General features: G+C 69.3%; 19 protein-coding genes and 1 tRNA gene. 18 read left to right on the top strand and 2 right to left on the bottom strand.

The genetic code is table 11. The features are described 5' to 3' along the window. Positions 1 to 227: 227 nt before the first annotated feature. Entirely contained in the window at positions 228 to 2,963 is a 2,736-nt protein-coding gene (gene ppc / locus M0G41_RS03115) for a phosphoenolpyruvate carboxylase (protein ID WP_248204932.1), read from the bottom strand. Positions 2,964 to 3,117: 154 nt separating this feature from the next. Between ppc and hflK the strand changes: the two genes are divergently transcribed. Further along, positions 3,118 to 4,185: an FtsH protease activity modulator HflK gene (gene hflK, locus M0G41_RS03110; RefSeq protein ID WP_248204930.1), complete on the top strand. Its 1,068-nt coding sequence runs from the start codon at positions 3,118 to 3,120 to the stop codon at positions 4,183 to 4,185. Continuing rightward, positions 4,182 to 5,120, top strand: coding sequence for a protease modulator HflC (gene hflC / locus M0G41_RS03105; RefSeq protein WP_248204929.1), 939 nt, complete (start codon positions 4,182 to 4,184; stop codon positions 5,118 to 5,120). The genes hflK and hflC overlap by 4 nt, the downstream gene beginning before the upstream one ends. Before the next feature lie 37 nt (positions 5,121 to 5,157). On the opposite strand, the gene M0G41_RS03100 is transcribed toward hflC, so the two are convergent. Continuing rightward, on the bottom strand, positions 5,158 to 6,111 hold the full coding sequence (locus M0G41_RS03100) for an L-threonylcarbamoyladenylate synthase (RefSeq protein ID WP_248204927.1): 954 nt from the start codon (positions 6,109 to 6,111) through the stop codon (positions 5,158 to 5,160). A gap of 131 nt (positions 6,112 to 6,242) precedes the next feature. Between M0G41_RS03100 and gap the strand changes: the two genes are divergently transcribed. The 16 genes from gap (at position 6,243) to M0G41_RS03020 (ending at position 19,870) form a co-directional block, all read left to right on the top strand. Beyond that, a complete protein-coding gene (gene gap, locus M0G41_RS03095; protein ID WP_248204925.1) occupies positions 6,243 to 7,256 on the top strand; it encodes a type I glyceraldehyde-3-phosphate dehydrogenase in 1,014 nt (337 codons plus the stop codon). A 114-nt stretch (positions 7,257 to 7,370) separates the two neighbouring features. After that, complete coding sequence (locus M0G41_RS03090; RefSeq protein ID WP_248204923.1) at positions 7,371 to 7,970, top strand: esterase/lipase family protein; 600 nt, start codon at positions 7,371 to 7,373, stop codon at positions 7,968 to 7,970. Positions 7,971 to 8,014: 44 nt separating this feature from the next. Next, complete coding sequence (locus tag M0G41_RS03085; RefSeq protein ID WP_248204921.1) at positions 8,015 to 8,755, top strand: YebC/PmpR family DNA-binding transcriptional regulator; 741 nt, start codon at positions 8,015 to 8,017, stop codon at positions 8,753 to 8,755. A gap of 249 nt (positions 8,756 to 9,004) precedes the next feature. Next, positions 9,005 to 9,538 carry a crossover junction endodeoxyribonuclease RuvC gene (gene ruvC, locus M0G41_RS03080; protein WP_248204918.1) on the top strand — a complete coding sequence of 178 codons (534 nt, stop codon included), beginning with the start codon at positions 9,005 to 9,007 and terminating at the stop codon, positions 9,536 to 9,538. Continuing rightward, the gene (gene ruvA, locus M0G41_RS03075; RefSeq protein ID WP_248204916.1) at positions 9,535 to 10,125 is read left to right on the top strand and encodes a Holliday junction branch migration protein RuvA; all 591 of its coding nucleotides are present in this window, start codon (positions 9,535 to 9,537) and stop codon (positions 10,123 to 10,125) included. The genes ruvC and ruvA overlap by 4 nt, the downstream gene beginning before the upstream one ends. A 1,328-nt stretch (positions 10,126 to 11,453) precedes the next feature. Beyond that, on the top strand, positions 11,454 to 12,497 hold the full coding sequence (ruvB, locus tag M0G41_RS03070; RefSeq protein WP_248204915.1) for a Holliday junction branch migration DNA helicase RuvB: 1,044 nt from the start codon (positions 11,454 to 11,456) through the stop codon (positions 12,495 to 12,497). Next, positions 12,494 to 12,955 (top strand): tol-pal system-associated acyl-CoA thioesterase, encoded by a 462-nt coding sequence (gene ybgC, locus M0G41_RS03065; RefSeq protein ID WP_248204913.1) that lies wholly within the window; start codon positions 12,494 to 12,496, stop codon positions 12,953 to 12,955. Before ruvB ends, ybgC begins: the two co-directional genes overlap by 4 nt. A gap of 2 nt (positions 12,956 to 12,957) precedes the next feature. Further along, the gene (gene tolQ, locus M0G41_RS03060; RefSeq protein ID WP_425511225.1) at positions 12,958 to 13,791 is read left to right on the top strand and encodes a protein TolQ; all 834 of its coding nucleotides are present in this window, start codon (positions 12,958 to 12,960) and stop codon (positions 13,789 to 13,791) included. A gap of 180 nt (positions 13,792 to 13,971) precedes the next feature. Further along, complete coding sequence (gene tolR / locus M0G41_RS03055; protein ID WP_248204911.1) at positions 13,972 to 14,427, top strand: protein TolR; 456 nt, start codon at positions 13,972 to 13,974, stop codon at positions 14,425 to 14,427. Between the two features lie 15 nt (positions 14,428 to 14,442). Further along, a complete protein-coding gene (gene tolA, locus M0G41_RS03050) occupies positions 14,443 to 15,366 on the top strand; it encodes a cell envelope integrity protein TolA (protein ID WP_248204910.1) in 924 nt (307 codons plus the stop codon). After that, positions 15,359 to 16,687: a Tol-Pal system beta propeller repeat protein TolB gene (gene tolB / locus M0G41_RS03045; protein ID WP_248204908.1), complete on the top strand. Its 1,329-nt coding sequence runs from the start codon at positions 15,359 to 15,361 to the stop codon at positions 16,685 to 16,687. Before tolA ends, tolB begins: the two co-directional genes overlap by 8 nt. Positions 16,688 to 16,777: 90 nt before the next feature. Then, positions 16,778 to 17,290, top strand: coding sequence for a peptidoglycan-associated lipoprotein Pal (gene pal / locus M0G41_RS03040; RefSeq protein WP_248204906.1), 513 nt, complete (start codon positions 16,778 to 16,780; stop codon positions 17,288 to 17,290). 3 nt (positions 17,291 to 17,293) lie between these two features. After that, entirely contained in the window at positions 17,294 to 18,205 is a 912-nt protein-coding gene (gene ybgF / locus M0G41_RS03035) for a tol-pal system protein YbgF (protein ID WP_248204904.1), read from the top strand. A 126-nt stretch (positions 18,206 to 18,331) separates the two neighbouring features. Continuing rightward, positions 18,332 to 19,021: a 7-carboxy-7-deazaguanine synthase QueE gene (gene queE / locus M0G41_RS03030; protein ID WP_248204901.1), complete on the top strand. Its 690-nt coding sequence runs from the start codon at positions 18,332 to 18,334 to the stop codon at positions 19,019 to 19,021. Between the two features lie 9 nt (positions 19,022 to 19,030). Continuing rightward, positions 19,031 to 19,717, top strand: a complete 687-nt coding sequence (gene queC, locus M0G41_RS03025; protein ID WP_248204899.1) for a 7-cyano-7-deazaguanine synthase QueC — start codon at positions 19,031 to 19,033, stop codon at positions 19,715 to 19,717. Between the two features lie 77 nt (positions 19,718 to 19,794). After that, a tRNA-Lys gene (locus tag M0G41_RS03020) sits at positions 19,795 to 19,870 on the top strand. Positions 19,871 to 20,019 lie beyond the last annotated feature (149 nt).

The following is a 20,019-nucleotide window of genomic DNA, read 5'->3' as shown; positions in this document are numbered from 1 at the left end:
GTGGGGTGGCAAGGATGGCGTTGGGAAGTGGGGTGGGGCAAGGGAGGGGGGCCAGGGTTCGCCCGCTGCGCGGGCGCCTTCGCTTCGCTCGGACATGGCTCATGAGCAAAGAGCAGCGCGCGCAGCTGGCCTTGGCTGTTCCTGAGCCCTAGCCCCTAGTCCCTGATCCCTGGGCAGAGCGCCAGCGGTTGCCCCTAGCCCTCAGCGCAGCGCAGCAAGCTGCGCCATCAGCCCGTGTTCTGCACGCCGGCGGCGATGCCGTTGACCGTCGCCACCAGCGCGTGGAAGAGGGCGTCCTCCTCGCGGCCGGCGGCGCGCCAGCGGCGCAGCAGGTCGACCTGGAGCAGGCTGATCGGGTCGACGTACGGGTTGCGCAGGCGGATCGACAGGGACAGGCGGCGATCGCCCGCGAGCAGTTCGTCGGCGCCGCGCAGGGCGAGGATCGCCTCGCGCGTGCGCTGGAACTCGGCGTTCAGTACCGGAAACAGCGCCTCGTGGCCGGCGGCCAGCTTCGAGTACTCCGAGAAGATGCCCATGTCGCTCTTGGCGAGGACCATCTCGATGTCGTCGATGAAGGTGCCGAAGAAGGGCCAGTCGCGGGCCATCTCGACCAGGGCCTCGACGCCGTGCTCGGCGATCGCCGCTTTCAGCGCGCTGCCGGCACCGTACCAGGCGGTGAAGCCGGAGCGGTTCTGCGACCAGGCGAAGACCCAGGGAATGGCCCGCAGCGACTCGACGCCGGCCTGGCCGCCGGCGGCGCGCTTGGCCGGGCGCGAGCCGAGCTTGAGCCGCTCGATGACGTCGATCGGGGTCGCTTCGCGGAAGTAGGGAATGAACTCGGGGGTCTCGTGGACCATCGCCCGGTAGACCCGCCGCGCTTCCTGGGCCAGCGACTCCATGCGTTTGCGCCAGACCTGCTCGCGCGGCTCCGGCGGACGCGGCCTGAGACTGGCTCGGAGCACGGCGGCGCTCATCTGCTCGAGGTTGCGCAGGGCCAGGGCACGGATGCCGTACTTGCGGTGGATCACCTCGCCCTGCTCGGTGAGCCGGAAGTAACCGTCCACGCTGCCGCGCGGCGCGGCGATGATCGCCCGTTCGGTCTTGCTGCCGCCGCGGCTGGCCGAGCCGCCGCGGCCGTGGAAGAAGCGCAGGCAGATGCCGGCCTCGGCGGCGATCGAGCCCAGCGCGATCTGGCAGCGCTGGATCGCCCAGCGCGAGGCGGGCAGGCCGGCGTCCTTGGCGCTGTCCGAATAGCCGAGCATGACCATCTGCTGCTCGCCGCGGCGGCGCAGGTGCTCGCGGTAGAACGGCTGGCCGAGCAGGCTGCGCAGCACGTCCGGCGCGGCGTCGAGGTCATCGACGGTCTCGAACAGCGGCACCACGTCGATCGGGATGCTGCCGTCGGGCAGCGCATCGCCGCCGGCCTTGGCCAGGGCCAGCACGGCCAGCGCGTCGGCGCTGTTGCGGCTCATGCTGACGATGTAGGGACCGAAGGCGCGGGCGCCGTAGCGTTCGCGCAGCTCGCGGCGGGCGCGGAACACGTCGAGCACCGACTGCGCCGACTCGGCCTTGAGGTTCCACTCCGGCGCCGCGGCCTCGAGCAGCTCGACCAGCCGCGTCGAGCGAGCTTCGACCGTCCGGCTGCTCCACTCGGAATCGCCGAGCAGCACCGACAGCGCGTCCTCATGGACCCGTGAATCCTGGCGCAGGTCGAGGGTGGCGAGATGGAAGCCGAAGGCGTCGACGCGGTGGATCAGTCGCTCGACCTCGACCGCGCCGGCGTGCTGGCCGCGGTGCTGGCGCAGGCTGTCGAGGATCAGCTGCAGGTCGGCGCGCAAGCCCTCCGGGCCCTCGTAGCCGCTGCGCTCGTCGCGCAGGGTGGCAGCCAGCCGCGCGCTGATCAGGCGCAGCAGCTGGCGGTAGGGCATGTTGCGATGGCGGGCGTTGGCCTTGGAAGCGGTCTCGGCAAAGCGCAGCGTGTATTCGCCGATGCGCTGCATCAGGTCGTCGTTGAAGCCGATACGCTCCTCGGACTGGCTGAGCAGCAGGGAAAGCTTGCTGATGTCGCGCTTGTAGGCGGCCAGCAGCAGGGCCTGCTGGCGCTTGAGCGCAGCGCGCATGGTGGCCGCGCCGACGTTCGGGTTGCCGTCCATGTCGCCACCGACCCAGGTGCCGAAACGCAGCAGGGGCAGGCCGGCCGGATCGACGCCGGTGGCCTCGCGCAGGGTGGCGAGGAAGGTCGGCAGCACGCGGTAGAGGACTTCGGTCAGATAGAAGCCGACGTGCTCCAGTTCGTCGAGCACCGTGGGCTTCTCGGGGGCGTCTTCCGAGGTCTGCCAGGCGGCGGTCAGGGCGGTGCGGATGCGCGCCCAGTCCGTGGCGCGCTCCTGCGGGGTCAGCGAGCCGTCGATGTCGGCGACCAGGCCGCGGACGACATCGCGCTCCTTCTCCAGCAGCACCCGGCGCACGGCCTCGGTGGGGTGGGCGGTGAACACCGGTTCGATGTGCAGGCGCTGCATCAGGGCGGCAAACGCCTCGCGGTCGACGCCCTCCTCGGCCAGCGCGGCGCAGACCGCCTGCAGGCCGCCGGGCTGTGGCGTGGCGCCGGCCTTCTGGTAGTCGCGGCGGCGGCGGATGCGGTGCACCCGCTCGGCCAGGTTGACCGCGCCGAACCAGCTGGCGAAGGCGCGGACCAGGGCCTCGGCCTCGGGCAGCGGCCGGCCGACCAGCTCGGCGGCCAGCTCACCGGCATCCTCGCCGGACTCCCGGCGCAGGATCGCGGCGCGGCGCAGGCGCTCCACCTCGGCAAAGAAGGCCTCGCCCTCCTGCTCGGCGATGACTTCGCCGACCAGGGCGCCGAGGCGATTCACATCGTCGCGCAGGGGCTGGTCGGTGGGCGGAAGGTCGATGTCGCGCAGCTTGCTGCGCTCGCTGCCTGGGCTGTCATGGTCGATACGGTTCATCCGCCAAGATTACCCTGCCCTGATGCAGCGCAACACCGCGCGCAAACGAATGCATTGGTGGCCTCGGCGGCGCCCGGGGCGGGCCCGGCAGTCACGATTGCGGCACACTGGCGTCTTTGGGGAATCACGACCGGATGTCGTACGGGGAGACAGCATGAGCAACAACACGATCAATCTTTCCGCCATCTTCGAGAAGGTGCGCAGCGAGGCCGGGCGCGGCGGCCGGGGCGGCAAGGGGCCACCCCGGGGCGGCGGCGGGACCGGCAAGGGCGGCTACATGGCCGGAGTGATCGGCATCGGGCTGATCGCCCTGTGGTTCGTCATGAGCACCTACTACACGGTGCAGCCGGAAGAGCGCGCGGTGGTCAAGCGCTTCGGCGAGGTGATCAAGATCGCCGACCCCGGCCTGCACTTCAAGGCGCCGTTCGGCATCGACACGGTCGAGTTCGTCGCCACCGAGCGCGTGCTGAAGCAGGAGTTCGGTTTCCGCACCTCCGGCAGCGACGGCACCCGCAGCCAGTACTCCGAGACCGACTATCCGGACGAGTCGCTGATGCTCTCGGGCGATCTCAACATCGTCGATGTCGAGTGGGTGGTGCAGTACCGGATCGCCGACCCGATGAAGTTCCTCTACGGCATGCGCGACCCGACCCGCTCGCTGCGCGACATCAGTGAGTCGGTGATGCGCCGTGCGGTGGGCAACCGGCTGGGCAGCGAGGTGCTGACCACCGGGCGCGTGGAGATCTCCAACCTCGCCCGCGACGAGATCCAGGAGGCCATGGAGAAGTACGGTACTGGCATCCAGGTGGTCACCGTCGAACTGCAGGACGTGGTGCCGCCCAAGGCGGTGCAGCCGGCCTTCAACGAGGTCAACGAAGCCCGCCAGGAGCGCGAGCGGATGATCAACGAGGCCACCAAGCAGGCCAACCAGGTGATCCCGCGGGCGCAGGGCGAGGCCAACCGGACCATCGCCGAGGCCGAGGGCTATGCCACCGAGCGGGTCAACGGCGCGCTCGGCGAGACCGCGCGCTTCCGTTCGATCCTGTCCGAGTACCGCACCGCACCCGAGGTCACCCGAACCCGCATGTACCTCGAGACCATCGATCGCGTCCTGCCCAAGATCGGTTCGATCGTGGTGGTCCAGGACGGCCAGTCCACCCCGCTGCCGCTGCTGCGCCTGCGTGATGCCCAGGGCAGCAAGGACAAGGAGAACGCGCAATGAAAGGTGCCATCGCCCTGATCGCAGGCTTTGCCCTGTTTCTGGTCCTGAGCTCGGCGACCTACCGCCTGGACCAGGCCGAGCAGGCCATCATCGTCCAGTTCGGCGAGCCGGTCGGCGATGTGGTGGCCGACCCCGGCCTGCACTTCAAGCTGCCCTTCGTCCAGGAGGTGCGCCGTTTCGACAAGCGTCTGCTTGACTGGGACGGCGACGTCAGCCAGATCCCGACCCTGGGTCGCGAATTCGTCCTGGTCGACACCACCGCGCGCTGGCGGATCGCCGATCCGCTGAAGTTCCTGCGCTCGGTGCGCGACGAGTACGGCGCGCGTACCCGCATGGACGACATCATCGACTCGGTGACCCGCGACATCATCTCCGGCACCGACCTCGAGGAGATCGTCCGCTCGGCCGACTGGAAGGTCGACTCCAAGGCCCTGGTCGAGGAAGGCGCGCTGGCCGAGAACGTCGATCTCGAGAAGCCGAAGAAGGGCCGCGAGAAGCTCGAGCAGGAGATCCTCGCCGCGGCCGCCAAGCAGATGCCGGGGCTCGGTATCGAACTGATGGACGTGCGCATCCGCCGCATCAACTACATCGACAGCGTGCGCCGCCAGGTCGAGACGCGGATGATCTCCGAGCGCCAGAGCATCGCCGAGCGCTTCCGCGCCGAAGGCCAGGGCCGCAGCTCGGAGATCCTCGGCGAGATGGGCCGCGAGCTGCGCAAGATCCGCTCCGAGGCCGAGCGCCAGGCCGCGGAGATCCGCGGCAAGGCCGACGCCGAAGCGACCAAGATCTACGGCGAGGCCTATGGCGCCGATCCGGAGTTCTACGCCTTCTTCCGCACCCTTGAGAGCTACCGCGGCCTGGGCGAGAACTCGACCCTGATGCTCGACGCCGACTCGGAGTTCTTCCGCTACCTGCAGTCGACCCGCCGGCGCTGAACCGCCGGGGCCCGCGCCGCCGGTCGGCGGTGCGGGCTCAGCTCTCGCCGCCGCTGCCGGCCGCGGCCCGGCGCAGGCGGTCGCGCAGGGCGTCCCAGGCGGCGCCCTCGGGCAGGGTCTCGACGCGGATCTCCCGGCCGTCCTCGCCGTCCAGCTCGCGCAGGGCGGCATACAGGCCATGGGCATAGGCCACCGGTTCGGCCGGCAGGGAGAGTCCCTCCCAGCCCCCGGGCATCTCGCCCAGCACCAGCACCCGGAAGATGCCGTCATCGCCAAGCCGGTCGCGCGGCAGCAGGCGCAGCCGGGCGCGCGGCGCATAGTGCTTGTCCAGCGCCCCTGAGACCCGCGGCGCCGGCGAGGCATCGGCGTCGGCCAAGGGGCCGATCACCGCCTCGATCGCCTCGCGGCCGATCATGCCGGGGCGCAGGATCCGCGGCGTCGGGCCGGAGAGGTCGACGATGGTGCTCTCGATGCCGACCTCGCTGTCGCCGCCATCGAGGATGATCGGCAGCGACTCGCCGAACTCGGCGCGGACATGCTCGGCCCGGGTCGGGCTGATCCGGCCGAAGCGGTTGGCCGAGGGCGCGGCGAGACCGCCGCCGAAGGCCTGCAGCACCGCCTGGGCCACCGGATGGGCCGGCATCCGCAGGCCGACCGTCTTCTGGCCGCCGGTGACGATGTCGGGCACCCAGCCGGCGCGCGGCAGGATCAGGGTCAGCGGGCCCGGCCAGAAGGCCCTGGCCAGCTTGCGCGCGGCCTCGGGAACGCTGGCGGCGTACTCGGACAGGCGCGCGCTGCGCGGCAGGTGGACGATCACCGGGTGGTCCGCGGGGCGCTTCTTGAGGGCGAATATCCGGGTCACCGCCTGCGGGTCGCGGGCATCGGCGGCCAGGCCATAGACGGTTTCGGTCGGCAGGCCGATGCATTCGCCGCGGCGCAGGGCGGCGACCGCGGCCTGGATCTCGGCATGCTGGGCGGGGGAGGGTTTCATGGCGGGCATGGTAGCGGTCCGGGCTGCGGCTTCGCATGGCTTGCTACAATCCGGCGCCCTTCCAGCCGTGCCGGCGGGCCGCAATCGCCGCGCGGGTCCAACGCATCAACAGCCCAAGGAGTTCTCAGCCCATGGCAATCAAGGTCGCCATCAATGGCTACGGCCGCATCGGTCGCAACGTGCTGCGCGCGCTGTACGAGTCCGGCCGCAACGGCGCCATCGAGGTGGTCGCGGTCAATGACCTCGGCAATGCCGAGACCAATGCCCACCTGACCCAGTACGACACCGCCCACGGCCGCTTCCCGCACGACGTGTCGGTGGACGGCGGTGACCTGGTGGTCAAGGGCGACCGGATCAAGGTCTTCGCCGAGCGCGACCCGTCCAAGCTGCCCTGGGGCTCGCTGGGCGTCGACGTGGTCCTCGAGTGCACCGGCCTGTTCACCTCCAAGGCCAAGGCTGGCGCGCACATCGCCGGTGGCGCGAAGAAGGTGATCATCTCGGCCCCGGGCGACAAGGACGTCGACGGCACCTTCGTCTACGGCGTCAACCACGATCAGCTGACCGCCAAGCACGAGGTGATCTCCAACGCCTCCTGCACCACCAACTGCCTGGCGCCGCTGGCCAAGGTGCTGCACCAGAAGGTCGGCATCGTGCACGGCCTGATGACCACCATCCACGCCTACACCAATGACCAGGTGCTGACCGACGTCTACCACAGCGACCTGCGCCGGGCGCGCAGCGCGACCATGAGCCAGATCCCGACCAAGACCGGCGCGGCCGCCGCGGTCGGCCTCGTCCTGCCCGAGCTCAACGGAAAGCTCGACGGCTTTGCGATGCGCGTGCCGACGATCAATGTCTCGGTGGTCGACCTGTGCTTCACCGCCGCCCGCGCCACCACGAAGGAAGAGATCGACGCCGCCGTGACCGAGGCCGCCAACGGCGCGCTGAAGGGCATCCTCGGCATCAACAGCAAGCCGCTGGTCTCCTGCGACTTCAACCACGATCCGCGCAGCTCGGTCTACGACAGCACGCTGACCAAGGTCACCGGCGGCACCTTCGTCAAGGTGCTGTCCTGGTACGACAACGAGTGGGGCTTCTCCAACCGCATGCTGGACATGACCGAGGCCCTGGTCGCGGCGAAGTAGGCTCCGCGATCCGGCCGTGCGGTCCACGCATGAACGGGAACGGCCCGGCTCCGAGTCGGGCCGTTTTCGTTCCGGGCACGGCGGATGACCGAGCCACGGCCCGGCAGCGAGCCGGTGATCCTGATCCACGGCCTGTGGATGCGGGCGCTGATCATGCGCCCGCTCGCCGCGAGGCTGCGGGCCGAAGGCTTCGACCCCCGCTGTTTCGATCACGCGAGCCTGCGGGCCCGGCCCGAGGACACCCTCGATCGGCTCGCGGGCCTCGTCGCGGTGCTCGGTCCGGGGCTGGTGCATCTGGTCGGCCACAGCTTGGGCGGCGTGCTTGCCCTGACCCTGGCGGCGGCGCGCCCGGACCTGCCGACAGGGCGGATTGTCTGCCTGGGATCCCCCCTCGCCGGCAGCCGCTCAGCGCGTCGCCTTCGCGAACTCGGACTGTCCTGGCTCGGCGGTCGCAGCCGGGCGCTTCTTGAGCAGGGCGTTTCGACGCCGGCAGGCCGGGAGGTCGGGATGATCGCCGGTACCCGGGCGCTCGGCGCCGGTCAGTGGCTCTCGCGCCTGGAGCGGCCGCACGACGGCACGGTCAGCGTGGCCGAGACCCGGGTCCCCGGCCTCGCCGATCACCTCTGTCTGCCGCACAGCCATAGCGGGCTGCTGTTCGCGGCCGACGTGGCCCGGGCCACGGCCCGATGGCTGCGGCACGGCCGCTTCGCCTAGCCTCCGTATAATGGCCGGCTGGTTTTGGACAGCACGGAGCACGCATGGCCGGTCATTCCAAATGGGCCAATATCCAGCACAGGAAGGGCAAGCAGGACGCGGTGCGCGGCCGGATCTTCACCAAGCTGGTCCGCGAGATCAGCGTCGCCGCGCGCGTCGGTGGAGGCGATCCCGCCGGCAATCCGCGGCTGCGCCTCGCGGTGGAGAAGGCCATCGCCGCCTCGATGCCCAAGGACAACATCGAGCGCGCGATCAAGAAGGCGACCGGAGAGCTGGAGGGCGTGGCCTACGAGGAGCCGCGCTACGAGGGCTATGCCCCGGGCGGCGTGGCGGTGATCGTTGACTGCATGACCGACAACCGCCAGCGCACCGTGGCCGACGTGCGCCACGCCTTCGCAAAGTTCGGCGGCAATCTCGGCACCGATGGTTCGGTGGCCTTCCTGTTCAACCGCTGCGGCGTGCTCAGCTACGCCCCCGGCGCCGACGAGGACTCCATCACCGAGGCGGCCATCGAGGCCGGCGCCGAGGACATCCAGGTCAATGCGGAGGACGGCTCGATCGAGGTGCTGACCTCGGCCGAGGACTACCAGGCGGTGAAGGACGCGCTGATCGGCGCTGGCCACCCGCCGGACGAATCCGAGATCACCTTCCGCGCCGAGACCCAGGTCAGCGTCGATGGCGAGACGGCCAAACAGGTCGCCAAGCTGCTGGACCGGCTCGAGGAACTCGATGACGTACAGTCGGTGTATTCGAATGCCGACCTGCCGGGGGATGCGTATGAGTAACAGCGTGATTGGTGATTCGTGACTCCTGACTTGTGATTGGTGATTCGTGATTCGTGATTCGTCAGAAGCCGAGCTGGCGCCAGGGAGCTTGGCCTCCGCTACGCCGTGCCTCTTCGCTGCAGGTAGTCGGGCTGTTGCTCTTGCGAATCACGAATCACGACCGAGCGCAGCGAAGGCGCAGGCGGCGCAGCCGCCGTTGCCGCTAGGCGGCCGAATCACGAATCACGGATCAAGCGCCCGAGGCGCGCGATGACGAGAATCCTCGGCATCGACCCCGGCTCCCAGCGCACCGGCGTGGGCATCGTCGATGCCGATGCGACGGGTCGCTGCACGCATGTTTTCCACACCGCCCTGGTGGTGGGCGGGGAGAAGGATTTCCCGCGCCGGCTGAAGGCGATCTTCGATGGGCTGCAGGCGCTGATCGCCGAATACCAGCCCGCCGAGGTGGCGATCGAGCGGGTGTTCCTGGCCAAGAATCCGGACTCGGCGCTGAAGCTCGGCCAGGCCCGTGGCGCAGCGATCTGCGCGGTCGTGGATCGCGACCTGGCGGTGCTGGAGTATTCGCCCATGCAGATCAAGAACGCGGTGGTCGGTCGGGGCGTCGCGGAGAAGACCCAGGTGCAGCACATGGTCGGCGTGCTGCTCGGCCTCACCGCCAAGTTGCAGGCCGACGCCGCCGATGCGCTGGCGGTGGCCATCACCCACGCCCATTCGCGTGGGCTGGCGGACAGAACCGGTGTCTTGCCGGCCCAGATGATGCGACGGAGGGGTTGGAGGCGATGATCGGACGTTTGCGCGGGAACCTGGTGTACAAGCAGCCGCCATGGCTGATGCTCGACGTGAATGGCGTCGGCTACGAGCTCGAGGCGCCGATGAGCACCATCTATGACCTGCCCGAGCTCGGCCGCGAGGTGACCCTGTTCACCCATTACGCGCAGAAGGAAGACAGCGTTTCGCTATACGGCTTTCTCACCGAGGCCGAGCGCAGGCTGTTCCGCGACGTGCAGAAGGTCACCGGCATCGGCGCCAAGATCGCCCTGGCGATTCTATCGGGGGTGAGCGTCGCCGAGTTCGCCCGGCTGGTGGCGGGCAGCGACGTCACCGCCCTGACCCGGATTCCCGGTATCGGCAAGAAGACCGCCGAGCGCATCGTGGTCGAGTTGCGCGATCGCGCGGCGGATTTCGGCAGCGGCGGCGCGGTCCCCGCCCGCGGCGCCGTCCCGGCCGACCCCCAGGCCGAGGCCAGCGTCGCCCTGCAGCAGCTCGGCTACAAGCCGCAGGAAATCACCCGACTGCTGAAAGGCGCCCCCGACGGCGCCAGTGCGGAAGAGCTCATCCGTCATGCGCTGAAGGCGGCGTTGAAGGCCTAGGGGCTAGGGCTCAGGGCTCAGGGCCTGGGGTTCAGGGCCTAGGGCCTAGGGTTCGGCCGCTTCGCGGCTCGCCTTCGCTTCGCTCGGTCAGGGCTTAGGGCGACAGGGTCGCCGCGGGATCCGTTTCGTTGCGACCGGGCGCGACGCCACAGCCGTTCGGGCTGAGGTATCGAAGTCCGAACGGGCTCCGCAGCGCCGCCGTTCGCGGTTCGATACCTCACCGCGAACGGGGTCGAGGAGGGGAGGTTCGCGGAGCGGGACTCGGAACTCGGGTCCTCCGCGGCCACCCGCGGCAGGGCGCGAAAGCGCTGCCGGATTCTGCCCCTCCCCTTGCGCCGCCGCAGGCGGTGTAGGGGGAGGCTGGGGGGGTTGCCGGGCGCTGCGATGTCTCCTCCCGCACGGGAAAGCCGACACGCCGCGGTCGCGGGCAAGCCCACTCCTGCAGCGGGCGGTGGCGGATCCATCGATGCGTTCTGGCCCTTCCCTGTGGGAGTGCCCTTGGGCGCGACCGCGGCGCCGCTGTGTCCCCCGCCGCGCGGGAAAGCCGAGACACCTCGGCCGCGGGCGACCCTGCTCTACAAGGCTCGCGCAGCACCACGGCCGTTCGGGCTGAGGTATCGAAGACCGAACGGGCTCCGCAGCGCCGCCGTTCGCGGTTCGATACCTCACCGCGAATGGGGTCGAGGAGGGGAGGTTCGCGGAGCGGGACTCGGAACTCGGGTCCTCGGCGACCACCCGCGGCAGGGCGCGAAAGCGCTGCCGGATTCTGCCCCTCCCCTTGCGCCGCCGCAGGCGGTGTAGGGGGAGGCTGGGAGGGGGGTGCCGGGCGCTGCGATGTCTCCTCCCGCACGGGAAAGCCGACACGCCGCGGTCGCGGGCAAGCCTACTCCTGCAGCGGGCGGTGGCGGATCCATCGATGCGTTCTGGCCCTTCCCTGTGGGAGTGCCCTTGGGCGCGACCGCGGCGCCGCTGTGTCCCCCGCCGCGCGGGAAAGCCGAGACACCTCGGCCGCGGGCAACCCTGCTCTACAAGGCTCGCGCAGCGCTACGGCCGTTCGGGCTGAGGTATCGAAGACCGAACGGGCTCCGCAGCGCCGCCGTCCGCGGTTCGATACCTCACCACGAACGGAGTCGAGGAAGGGCGGCACGCAAGACCCGGAGCGGCAACTTGGGTTAGCCTGTGCCGCTTGAGGATTCGTGATCCCGGCTCAGCGGGGCTGCAAGGCGATCGCCGGCTCCGGTGGGCGCCGCCGGCGAAGCCCGCGGACCGGGATCGTCGCGGTCCGCGCTTGCGAATCCCGAATTCCGATTCCCGAATCCCGGCCCCCCATGACCGACCGCGTAATCTCACCCGACGCTGCCCTCGACGACGAGCGGCTGGAGGCCTCGATCCGCCCGAAGCGGCTGGACGAGTACCTTGGTCAGCAGCCGGTGCGGGACCAGCTGAAGATCTTTATCGAGGCGGCCAAGCGGCGCGGCGAAGCGCTGGACCACGTGCTGATCTTCGGCCCGCCCGGGCTCGGCAAGACCACGCTCTCGCACGTGATCGCCAACGAGATGGGCGTGCAGCTGCGGCAGACCTCGGGGCCGGTGATCGAGCGTGCCGGTGACCTTGCCGCCCTGCTGACCAACCTGCAGCCGCATGACGTGCTCTTCGTCGACGAGATCCATCGCCTCTCGCCCGTGGTCGAGGAAGTGCTGTACCCGGCGATGGAGGACTTCCAGATCGACATCATGATCGGCGAGGGCCCGGCCGCCCGCTCGATCAAGCTCGACCTGCCGCCCTTCACCCTGATCGGCGCCACCACCCGCGCCGGCCTGCTCACCGGCCCCCTGCGCGACCGTTTCGGCATCGTCCAGCGCCTCGAGTTCTATTCGGCCGGGGAGCTGACCGACATCGTGCGCCGCTCGGCCAAGATCCTCGGCATCGCCTGCGAGGCCGAGGGCGCGGCGGAGATCGCCAAGCGCTCGCGCGGCACCCCACGCATTGCCAACCGCCTGCTGCGCCGCGCGCGGGACTTCGCCCAGGTGATGGCCGATGGGGCGATCACCCGCGAGGTGGCCGACCAGGCCATGGGCATGCTGAAGGTCGACGCCGAGGGCTTCGACGAGCTGGATCGCCGCCTGCTGCGCTCGATCATCGAGAATTTCGACGGCGGGCCGGTGGGCGTCGAGTCGCTGGCCGCCGGGCTCTCCGAGGAGCGCGGCACGCTCGAGGACGTCATCGAGCCCTACCTGATCCAGCAGGGCTTCCTCATCCGCACCGCCCGTGGCCGGATGGCCAGCGCCAAGGCCTACCGCTATCTTGGCCTGCGCACGCCGGCCGGCCGAGCCGGGGACCTGTTCGCGGCGGAGGCGGAGTCCGGCCCGTGAGCGAACTTCCGTTCAGCATCACCTTACCGATCTACTGGGAAGATACGGATGCGGGGGGCGTGGTCTACCACGCCAACTACCTGCGCTTCCTCGAGCGCGCGCGGAGCGAATGGCTGCGTGCGCTGGGGGTCGGGCAGCAGGCGCTGAAGTCGGAGCAGGACCGGGTGTTCGCCATACGCGGCATGCAGATCGACTTCAGATTGCCGGCGCGTCTGGACGACCTGCTCCGGGTGCAGGTCGACCGGGTGGTGGTCGGGCGGGCCAGCCTGTCCTTCCAACAGTCGATCCTGCGCCAGGCGCCGGAAGGCGGCGCGTTGCTGCTGACCGCCACGGTGCGCGCCGCGTGCCTGTCGGCCAGCCGCTTCAGGCCGAGTCCCATCCCAGAACACATCCGCCGGCTGCTGCCGGCGGGCACCGACAACCAGATCAACCAGCCAGATCGAGCTGGAACGGAGTGACGATGAGCAAGCATGGGTGGTTGCGTGGCGCGGTGTCGCTGGCTGCGCTGGTCCCGGCATCCCTGGCCCTGGCCCAGGATGCGGCTGCGCCCGAGGCGCTGCCCGCCGAGGTCGCCGCCGCCGCCGACACGATTCCGGCCGCGGCCACGGTCATCGGCCAGGACCTGAATCTCTGGGTGCTGATCCTGCACGCATCGATTCCGGTCCAGCTGGTCATGGCATTGCTGGTGCTGGGCTCGATTGCGTCCTGGATGATCATCTTCCGGAAAAAGGCACAGCTCGACGGCGCGCGGCGTTCGGCCGACCAGTTCGAGGAGAAGTTCTGGTCCGGCGTCGACCTGTCGGCGATGTTCCGCGAGGCGACCAAGCCCGAGCGCAGCATCGGCGGGCTGGAGGCGATCTTCGAGGCCGGCTTTCGCGAGTTCGCCCGTCTGCGGCAGAAGCGCGGCGTCGATACCCGCACCCAGCTGGAGGGCGCCCAGCGCGCGATGCGTGCCCAGCTCTCGCGCGAGATGGACGATCTGGAACACAACCTCGAGTTCCTCGCCAACGTCGGCTCGATCAGCCCCTACGTCGGCCTGTTCGGCACTGTCTGGGGCATCATGATCAGCTTCCAGGGCCTGGCAAACGTCAAGGAGGCGACCATCGCCACCGTCGCCCCGGGCATCTCCGAGGCCCTGGTCGCCACCGCCATGGGCCTGTTCGCCGCCATCCCCGCGGTCTGGGCCTACAACCGCTACGCGACCAAGGTCGAGCGCATGAACTCGCGCTACGAGGCCTTCGCCGAGGAATTCAGCTCGATCCTGCAGCGCCAGTCGCATGCGGAAGAGCATTGAGGGAGGGCTCAGGGCTCAGGGCTCAGGGCTCAGGGCTCAGGGCTCAGGGCTCAGGGCTCAGAAGAGCACGGACCCGTCAGCGTTTGCCCTTCGCTTCTTCTGAGCCCTAGCCCCTAGCCCCTGAGCCCTGGCGCAGCCAAGCGCCCCTTCGCACGCCAACACGCCACCCAGGCCCCTGCCATGTCCGCATCCTTTTCAGGCCACCGCCGCAAGCGCCGCAAGCTGAAGGCCGACATCAATGTCGTGCCCTACATCGACGTCATGCTGGTGCTGCTGATCATCTTCATGGTCACGGCGCCCTTGCTGAACCTCGGTGTCGACATCGAGCTGCCGCAGTCGAACGCGAGGCCGATTGAGCAGCAGAAGGATCCGGTGATCGTCGAGGTCACCCAGGACGGCCGCTTCTACCTGACCCTCGAGGGCGCCAAGTCCGAGGAGATCGACGAGCAGACCCTCCTGATCAAGATCGGCGCCTTCGTGCGCCAGAACCCGCAGGTGCCGGTGCTGGTGGGCGCCGACCGACGGATCGATTACGGCACGGTGATGGCCGTGCTCGGCCAGCTGCAGCAGGCGGGCGTGCCCAAGGTCGGCCTGATGAGTGCGCCGGTCGATTCCGCCGCTCCGGCTGGTCGCTGAGGACGCGCTACGCAGATGATCTCGCAGCGTGACAACCTGCGCGCCTTCGGCCTGTCCCTGGGCGTCCACCTGCTCTGCGTACTGCTGATCAGCGCCGGCGTCTGGTGGACCCGCAAGGAGGCGCCGATCAGCGTGGCCGGCAGCGTGGTGGAGGCCACCCTGGTGAGCGCGCCCCCGTCTGCCGCCAGCGCGCCGCCGCGCCCGGCCCGGCCTGACCCGCCTGCGGCGCCGCCGCCGCAGCCCAAGCCGACGCCGGCTCCGCAGCAGGCCGAGACGCCGCCGCAGCCCAAGCCCCAGGCGCCGCCGCCGCAGCCCGACACCCGCGATGCCGAGGCCGCTGCGCGGCTGGCCATCCAGCAGGCCGAGGAGAAGGCCCGCGAGGAGCAGCGCGAGCGCCGCCGCCAGGAGCAGGTCCTGCTGGAGGAGCAGCGCCGCCAGGAAGAGGTCGAGCGCCGCGAGCGCCTGCGCAAGCAGCAGGAGGAGCGCGAGAAGCAGCTGGCCGAGATCCGTCGCCAGCGCGAGGCGGCCGAGCGCCAGCGCAAGCTGGAAGCCGAGCGCCTGCAGCAGATCGCCGACGCCCGCCGCCAGGCGGCGGACGCTGCCCAGCCTCGCGAGGCCCCCCCGGGGCAGCAGCTGGGCAACAACGGCGTCGACAACAGCCTGCTCGGCCGCTACCAGCTGGCCATCCAGCAGGCAGTGACGCAGAATTGGCTGCGGCCTGAGTCGACGCGCCCGGGAATTCGCTGCGCGCTGCGCATCGTCCAGATTCCCGGGGGGGAAGTGATTCAGGCCAGCGTCAGCACGCCCTGCAATGCTGACGATCTCACGCGGCGTTCCATCGAGGCGGCGGTGCTCAAGGCGCAGCCGCTGCCCTACAGCGGCTATGAGTCGGTGTTCCGCCGCGAGATCCTCTTCACGTTCCGCTACGACGGTGAATAGACCGATGCCCCGATTGCTACTTGCTTGCGTGCTCCTGCTCACCGCCCTCTTTGCCGGGCGCCATGCCCAGGCCCAGGCGCTTGAGATCGACATCATCGGCGGCAACGCCGCCGCCCTGCCGATTGCCGTGGTCGGCATGGACTACCTCGGCACCGGCGTTGCGCCCGATACCGACATCGCCGCGGTGATCCGCGCCGACCTGAATCGCTCCGGCGCGTTCCGCACCCTCTCCGAGCAGGACATCGTCGAAAAGCCGGCGCGGCTGTCGGACGTCAACTTCGCCACCTGGCGCCTGCTCAAGCAGGACTTCCTGCTGGTCGGCCGGGTGCTGGACAACGGCGACGGCGGCTACCGCGCCGAGTTCGAGCTGATGGACGTGGCCAAGCAGGAGCGCCTGCTCGGCCTCGCCCTGGCCGGCCGCCCCGGCAACATGCGCGACGTCGCCCACCAGATCGCCGACCTGGTCTACGAGAAGATCCTCGGCATCCGAGGCGCCTTCTGGACCCGCATCGCCTATGTCACCGCCAGCGGTCTTGGCCAGAGCATCCAGTACTCGCTGATGATCGCCGACGCCGACGGCCACAACCCGCAGACGGTGGTCCGCTCGCGCGAGCCGCTGCTCTCGCCGGCCTGGAGCCCGGACGGCCGCAAGCTGGCCTATGTCAGCTTCGAGCGCGGCAACTCCTCGATCTACATCCAGGAGATCGCCACCGGCGCCCGCGAGGTGGTTGCGAGCTTCCGCGGCATCAACGGCGCCCCGGCCTTCTCCCCGGACGGCAGCAAGCTGGCCCTGACCCTGTCCCGCTCGGGCAATCCCGAGATCTATGTCATGGACCTCGGCAGCAAGGCGCTGAACCAGATCACCCGGCACTGGGGCATCGACACCGAGCCTGTCTGGACCTCGGACGGGCGTTCCCTCATCTTCACCTCGGACCGCTCCGGCAAGCCGCAGCTGTACAAGGTTCTGGCCAGCGGCGGCGAGCCGCAGCGGCTGACCTTCCAGGGCGAGTACAACGCCCGCGCCACGGTATGCTGCGACGGCAAGAAGGTGGCTATGGCGCAGGGTAGTGGAAACGTTTATCGTATTGCGGTTTTGGACAAAACCCTTGGCGAGCCGGGCCAGTTCCTGACCCTGTCCCCCGGCAACCTGGATGAGTCGCCGAGCTTCGCCCCGAATGGAAGCATGGTCCTGTACGCATCGCGAGAGGGAAGGCGCGGTGTGCTGTACGCAGTCTCCGCCGATGCGCGGGTCAGGCAGCGTCTTGTTCTAGCCGATGGCGACGTCCGGGAGCCCGCCTGGTCGCCGTTCCGGCAGCGTTGAAGAAAAGCAAGGACGGGCTGTACCAGCTGTTAAGTAAATTGGTTGTCCTACCCCCCCCCGACACACACCCGAACCACAGGTATCGCCGAAATGAACAATATGACCCGCATCCTGCTCGCCGCCGCGCTCTGCGCGACGATGGCCGCCTGCGCCAAGAAGGTGAAGGAAGAGGCTCCGCCGCCGCCGCCGCCGCCGGCTCCCGCCCCGGCTCCGGCTCCCGTCGATGACGGCAAGTACGATCCGTCCGATCTCGACACCGACAGCTGCCTGCGCCAGCGCGTTGTCTACTTCGACTTCGACCAGAGCGACGTCAAGGCCGAGTTCGCCGCGATCATGAGCTGCCACGCCAAGTACCTGCGTGACCGGCCGAGCGCGCGCATCACCCTCGAGGGCCACGCCGACGAGCGCGGTACCCGCGAGTACAACCTCGGCCTCGGCGAGCGCCGCGGCAACGCCGTCTCCGACGCCCTGCAGGGCAACGGCGGCAGCGCCAGCCAGCTGAGCGTTGTCAGCTACGGCGAAGAGCGCCCGACCTGCAATGACAGCAGCGACAGCTGCTGGGGCCAGAACCGTCGCGTCGAAATCGTCTACACGGCGAAGTAAGTGATGCGGTCGGGTCTGCGCAAGCTGACCCTGGGCACGGCGGTCCTTGCGACCGCCGTTGCCTTTTCGGCGTCGGCACAAAGTTCGCGCCTGAGCCTTGCCGAGCGGGTCGCCCGCTTGGAGCAGGATCAGGCACAGGGCAATGCCAGCGAGCAGACGCTGGATCTGCTCAACCGGATCAAACAGCTGCAGACCGAGGTGCAGTCGCTGCGCGGCCTCGTCGAGCAGCAGAGCTTCGAGATCGAGTCGCTTAAGAAGCGCTCGCGCGACCAGTACCTCGACCTAGACAGCCGCATCGGCCGCATCGAGGGCAATCCGCTGGCGCCCGATCCCGCCGCCGCGCCGCAGGGCGTGACGATGCCGGACAATGCCCAGCCGCTGGCCGGGCCGGCCGATCCTAACGTGACCACGCCGACGCCGGTGCTGATGGAAGAGCCCGAAGTCCGCGCTCCGCTCGATGTGCCCTCGCAGACCGCGGGCGTGGCCGGTGGCGATGCCGCGGCGGCCGAGAGCATCGCCAACCCCGCCGACGAGCGCCGGATGTACGAGTCGGCCTTCGATGCGCTGAAGGAAGGCCGCTACGCCGAGGCTGCGCGTCGCTTCCAGGGCTTCCTCAACGCCTATCCGAACGGCGAATTCGCCCCCAACGCGCACTACTGGCTGGGCGAGAGCTACTACGTCACCCAGAACTACCAGATCGCCCTCGACTCCTTCCGCACCCTGCTCAACCGCTTCCCGAACAGCCTGAAGGCGCCGGACGCGCTGCTCAAGGTCGGCTACTGCCAGTACGAACTGCGCCAGTGGGCCGAGGCCGAGGCCACCCTCAACCAGGTGGTCGAACGCTACCCCGACAGCACCGTCTCGCGTCTGGCCCAGGGCCGTCTGCGCGCGCTGCGGCTGGAGGCGAGGCAGTAGGGAGCCGTGTTTCGTGATTGGTGATTGGTGATTCGCAAGAGCCAAGAGCCGCCACGCTGAGCGAACGCTCAACAGGCTTGCTTTGAGGCCGCTGGCCATGACATTGACCTGCGGCCGCGAATTGCCATGAGTAAGACGAATCACGAATCACCCATCACGAATCACGCCGGCCCAGAGGGCCGGCTGAAGCTGACCGAGATCTTCTGCTCGCTGCAGGGCGAGTCGCGGAGCGTCGGCTGGCCGACCGTGTTCGTGCGCCTGACCGGCTGCCCACTGCGCTGCACCTGGTGCGATACCACTTACTCGTTCCAGGGCGGACAGTGGTGGAGCATCGAGGACATCCTGTCCGAGGTCGCCCGGCACGGCGCGAGGCACGTCTGCGTCACCGGTGGCGAGCCGCTGGCGCAGAAACGCTGCCTTGATCTGCTGACGGCCCTCTGCGATGCCGGTCACGAAGTGTCGCTGGAGACCTCGGGTGCGCTGGACATCGGCGCCGTCGATCCGCGGGTCAGCCGGGTGATGGACCTGAAGGCGCCGGGATCGGGCGAGATCGCCCGCAACCGGCTGGAGAACATCGCCCTGCTGACCGAGCACGATCAGCTGAAGTTTGTGCTGGCTGATCGCGCGGATTTCGACTGGGCAGTGGGCATGCTCGGCGAGCACCGGCTGACCGAGCGCTGCGAGGTGCTGTTCTCGCCGGTCTGGGAGTCGCTGCCGCCGGCCGAACTGGCGCAGTGGGTCCTCGACGCGAAGCTGGCGGTGCGCATGCAGGTGCAGCTGCACAAGATCCTCTGGGGCGAGTCGCCCGGACGCTGAGCAGGACAGATGAGCGAGAACGCAAAGAAAGCGGTGGTACTGGTCAGCGGCGGCATGGATTCGGCCGTGGTGCTCGCCATGGCGCGCGAGCGGGGATTTGCCCTGCACGCGCTCAGCGTCTCCTACGGGCAGCGCCACACCTCCGAGCTCGATGCCGCCGCCCGGGTTGCGGCCCAGCTGGGCGCGGTGGCGCACAAGGTGGTCAATGTCGACCTGCGCAGCATTGGCGGCTCGGCGCTCACCGACGATATCGAGGTGCCCGAGGCCGGTGGCGCCGGCATTCCCGTCACCTACGTACCGGCGCGCAACACCATCATGCTGTCGGTCGCGCTGGGCTGGGCCGAGGTGCTCGGCGCCGATGACCTGTTCTGCGGGGTCAACGCGGTCGACTATTCGGGCTATCCCGATTGCCGGCCGGCTTTCATCGCCGCCTTCGAGCAGCTGGCCAACCTCGCCACCAAGGCCGGCGTCGAGGGCCACCGCCTGCGCATCCATGCCCCGCTGATCGACCTGACCAAGGCCGACATCGTCCGTGAGGGTCTGCGCCTGGGCGTCGACTTCGCCGCGACCGTTAGCTGCTATCGGGCCGATGCCGAGGGCCGCGCCTGCGGCCACTGTGACGCCTGCCACCTTCGCGCCGAAGGCTTTGCTGCCGCGGGCGCCGCGGACCCCACCCGCTACGTCGACGCGGGCTGATCGGCGCCGCCCGTTCACGCCGCGTCGCTTGAGCCCGGGCACCGTCATGACTACACTTCGCCCCCTTGCGCGCTCCCGGGTCGTTAGCTCAGTTGGTAGAGCAGCGGACTTTTAATCCGTAGGTCATTGGTTCGAATCCAATACGACCCACCACCGCGCCGCAGTTGGTCTCGCAGAGCGGACTCAATCCGCAGGTCATTGGTTCGAATCCGACGACCCGCCATCCCGATGCGCAGTTGGTCTCGTAATAGAGCAGACAACGCGGTCCGCAAAGGACGCAAAAGGCGCAAAGGGGAGTCGTA

This window comes from Pseudomarimonas salicorniae (genome assembly GCF_023156535.1).
Lineage (GTDB): Bacteria > Pseudomonadota > Gammaproteobacteria > Xanthomonadales > Xanthomonadaceae > Pseudomarimonas > Pseudomarimonas salicorniae.
Note: the sequence above shows the minus strand (reverse complement) of the source record. Positions and strands in the feature narration are given on the sequence as shown.

Coding starts and splice junctions, on each gene's coding strand:
- ppc (WP_248204932.1), bottom strand. CDS start 2,963: ATGAACCGTATCGACCATGACAGCCCAGGCAGCGAGCGCAGCAAGCTG.
- hflK (WP_248204930.1), top strand. CDS start 3,118: ATGAGCAACAACACGATCAATCTTTCCGCCATCTTCGAGAAGGTGCGC.
- hflC (WP_248204929.1), top strand. CDS start 4,182: ATGAAAGGTGCCATCGCCCTGATCGCAGGCTTTGCCCTGTTTCTGGTC.
- M0G41_RS03100 (WP_248204927.1), bottom strand. CDS start 6,111: ATGAAACCCTCCCCCGCCCAGCATGCCGAGATCCAGGCCGCGGTCGCC.
- gap (WP_248204925.1), top strand. CDS start 6,243: ATGGCAATCAAGGTCGCCATCAATGGCTACGGCCGCATCGGTCGCAAC.
- M0G41_RS03085 (WP_248204921.1), top strand. CDS start 8,015: ATGGCCGGTCATTCCAAATGGGCCAATATCCAGCACAGGAAGGGCAAG.
- ruvC (WP_248204918.1), top strand. CDS start 9,005: ATGACGAGAATCCTCGGCATCGACCCCGGCTCCCAGCGCACCGGCGTG.
- ruvA (WP_248204916.1), top strand. CDS start 9,535: ATGATCGGACGTTTGCGCGGGAACCTGGTGTACAAGCAGCCGCCATGG.
- ruvB (WP_248204915.1), top strand. CDS start 11,454: ATGACCGACCGCGTAATCTCACCCGACGCTGCCCTCGACGACGAGCGG.
- tolQ (WP_425511225.1), top strand. CDS start 12,958: ATGAGCAAGCATGGGTGGTTGCGTGGCGCGGTGTCGCTGGCTGCGCTG.
- tolR (WP_248204911.1), top strand. CDS start 13,972: ATGTCCGCATCCTTTTCAGGCCACCGCCGCAAGCGCCGCAAGCTGAAG.
- tolA (WP_248204910.1), top strand. CDS start 14,443: ATGATCTCGCAGCGTGACAACCTGCGCGCCTTCGGCCTGTCCCTGGGC.
- pal (WP_248204906.1), top strand. CDS start 16,778: ATGAACAATATGACCCGCATCCTGCTCGCCGCCGCGCTCTGCGCGACG.
- ybgF (WP_248204904.1), top strand. CDS start 17,294: ATGCGGTCGGGTCTGCGCAAGCTGACCCTGGGCACGGCGGTCCTTGCG.
- queE (WP_248204901.1), top strand. CDS start 18,332: ATGAGTAAGACGAATCACGAATCACCCATCACGAATCACGCCGGCCCA.
- queC (WP_248204899.1), top strand. CDS start 19,031: ATGAGCGAGAACGCAAAGAAAGCGGTGGTACTGGTCAGCGGCGGCATG.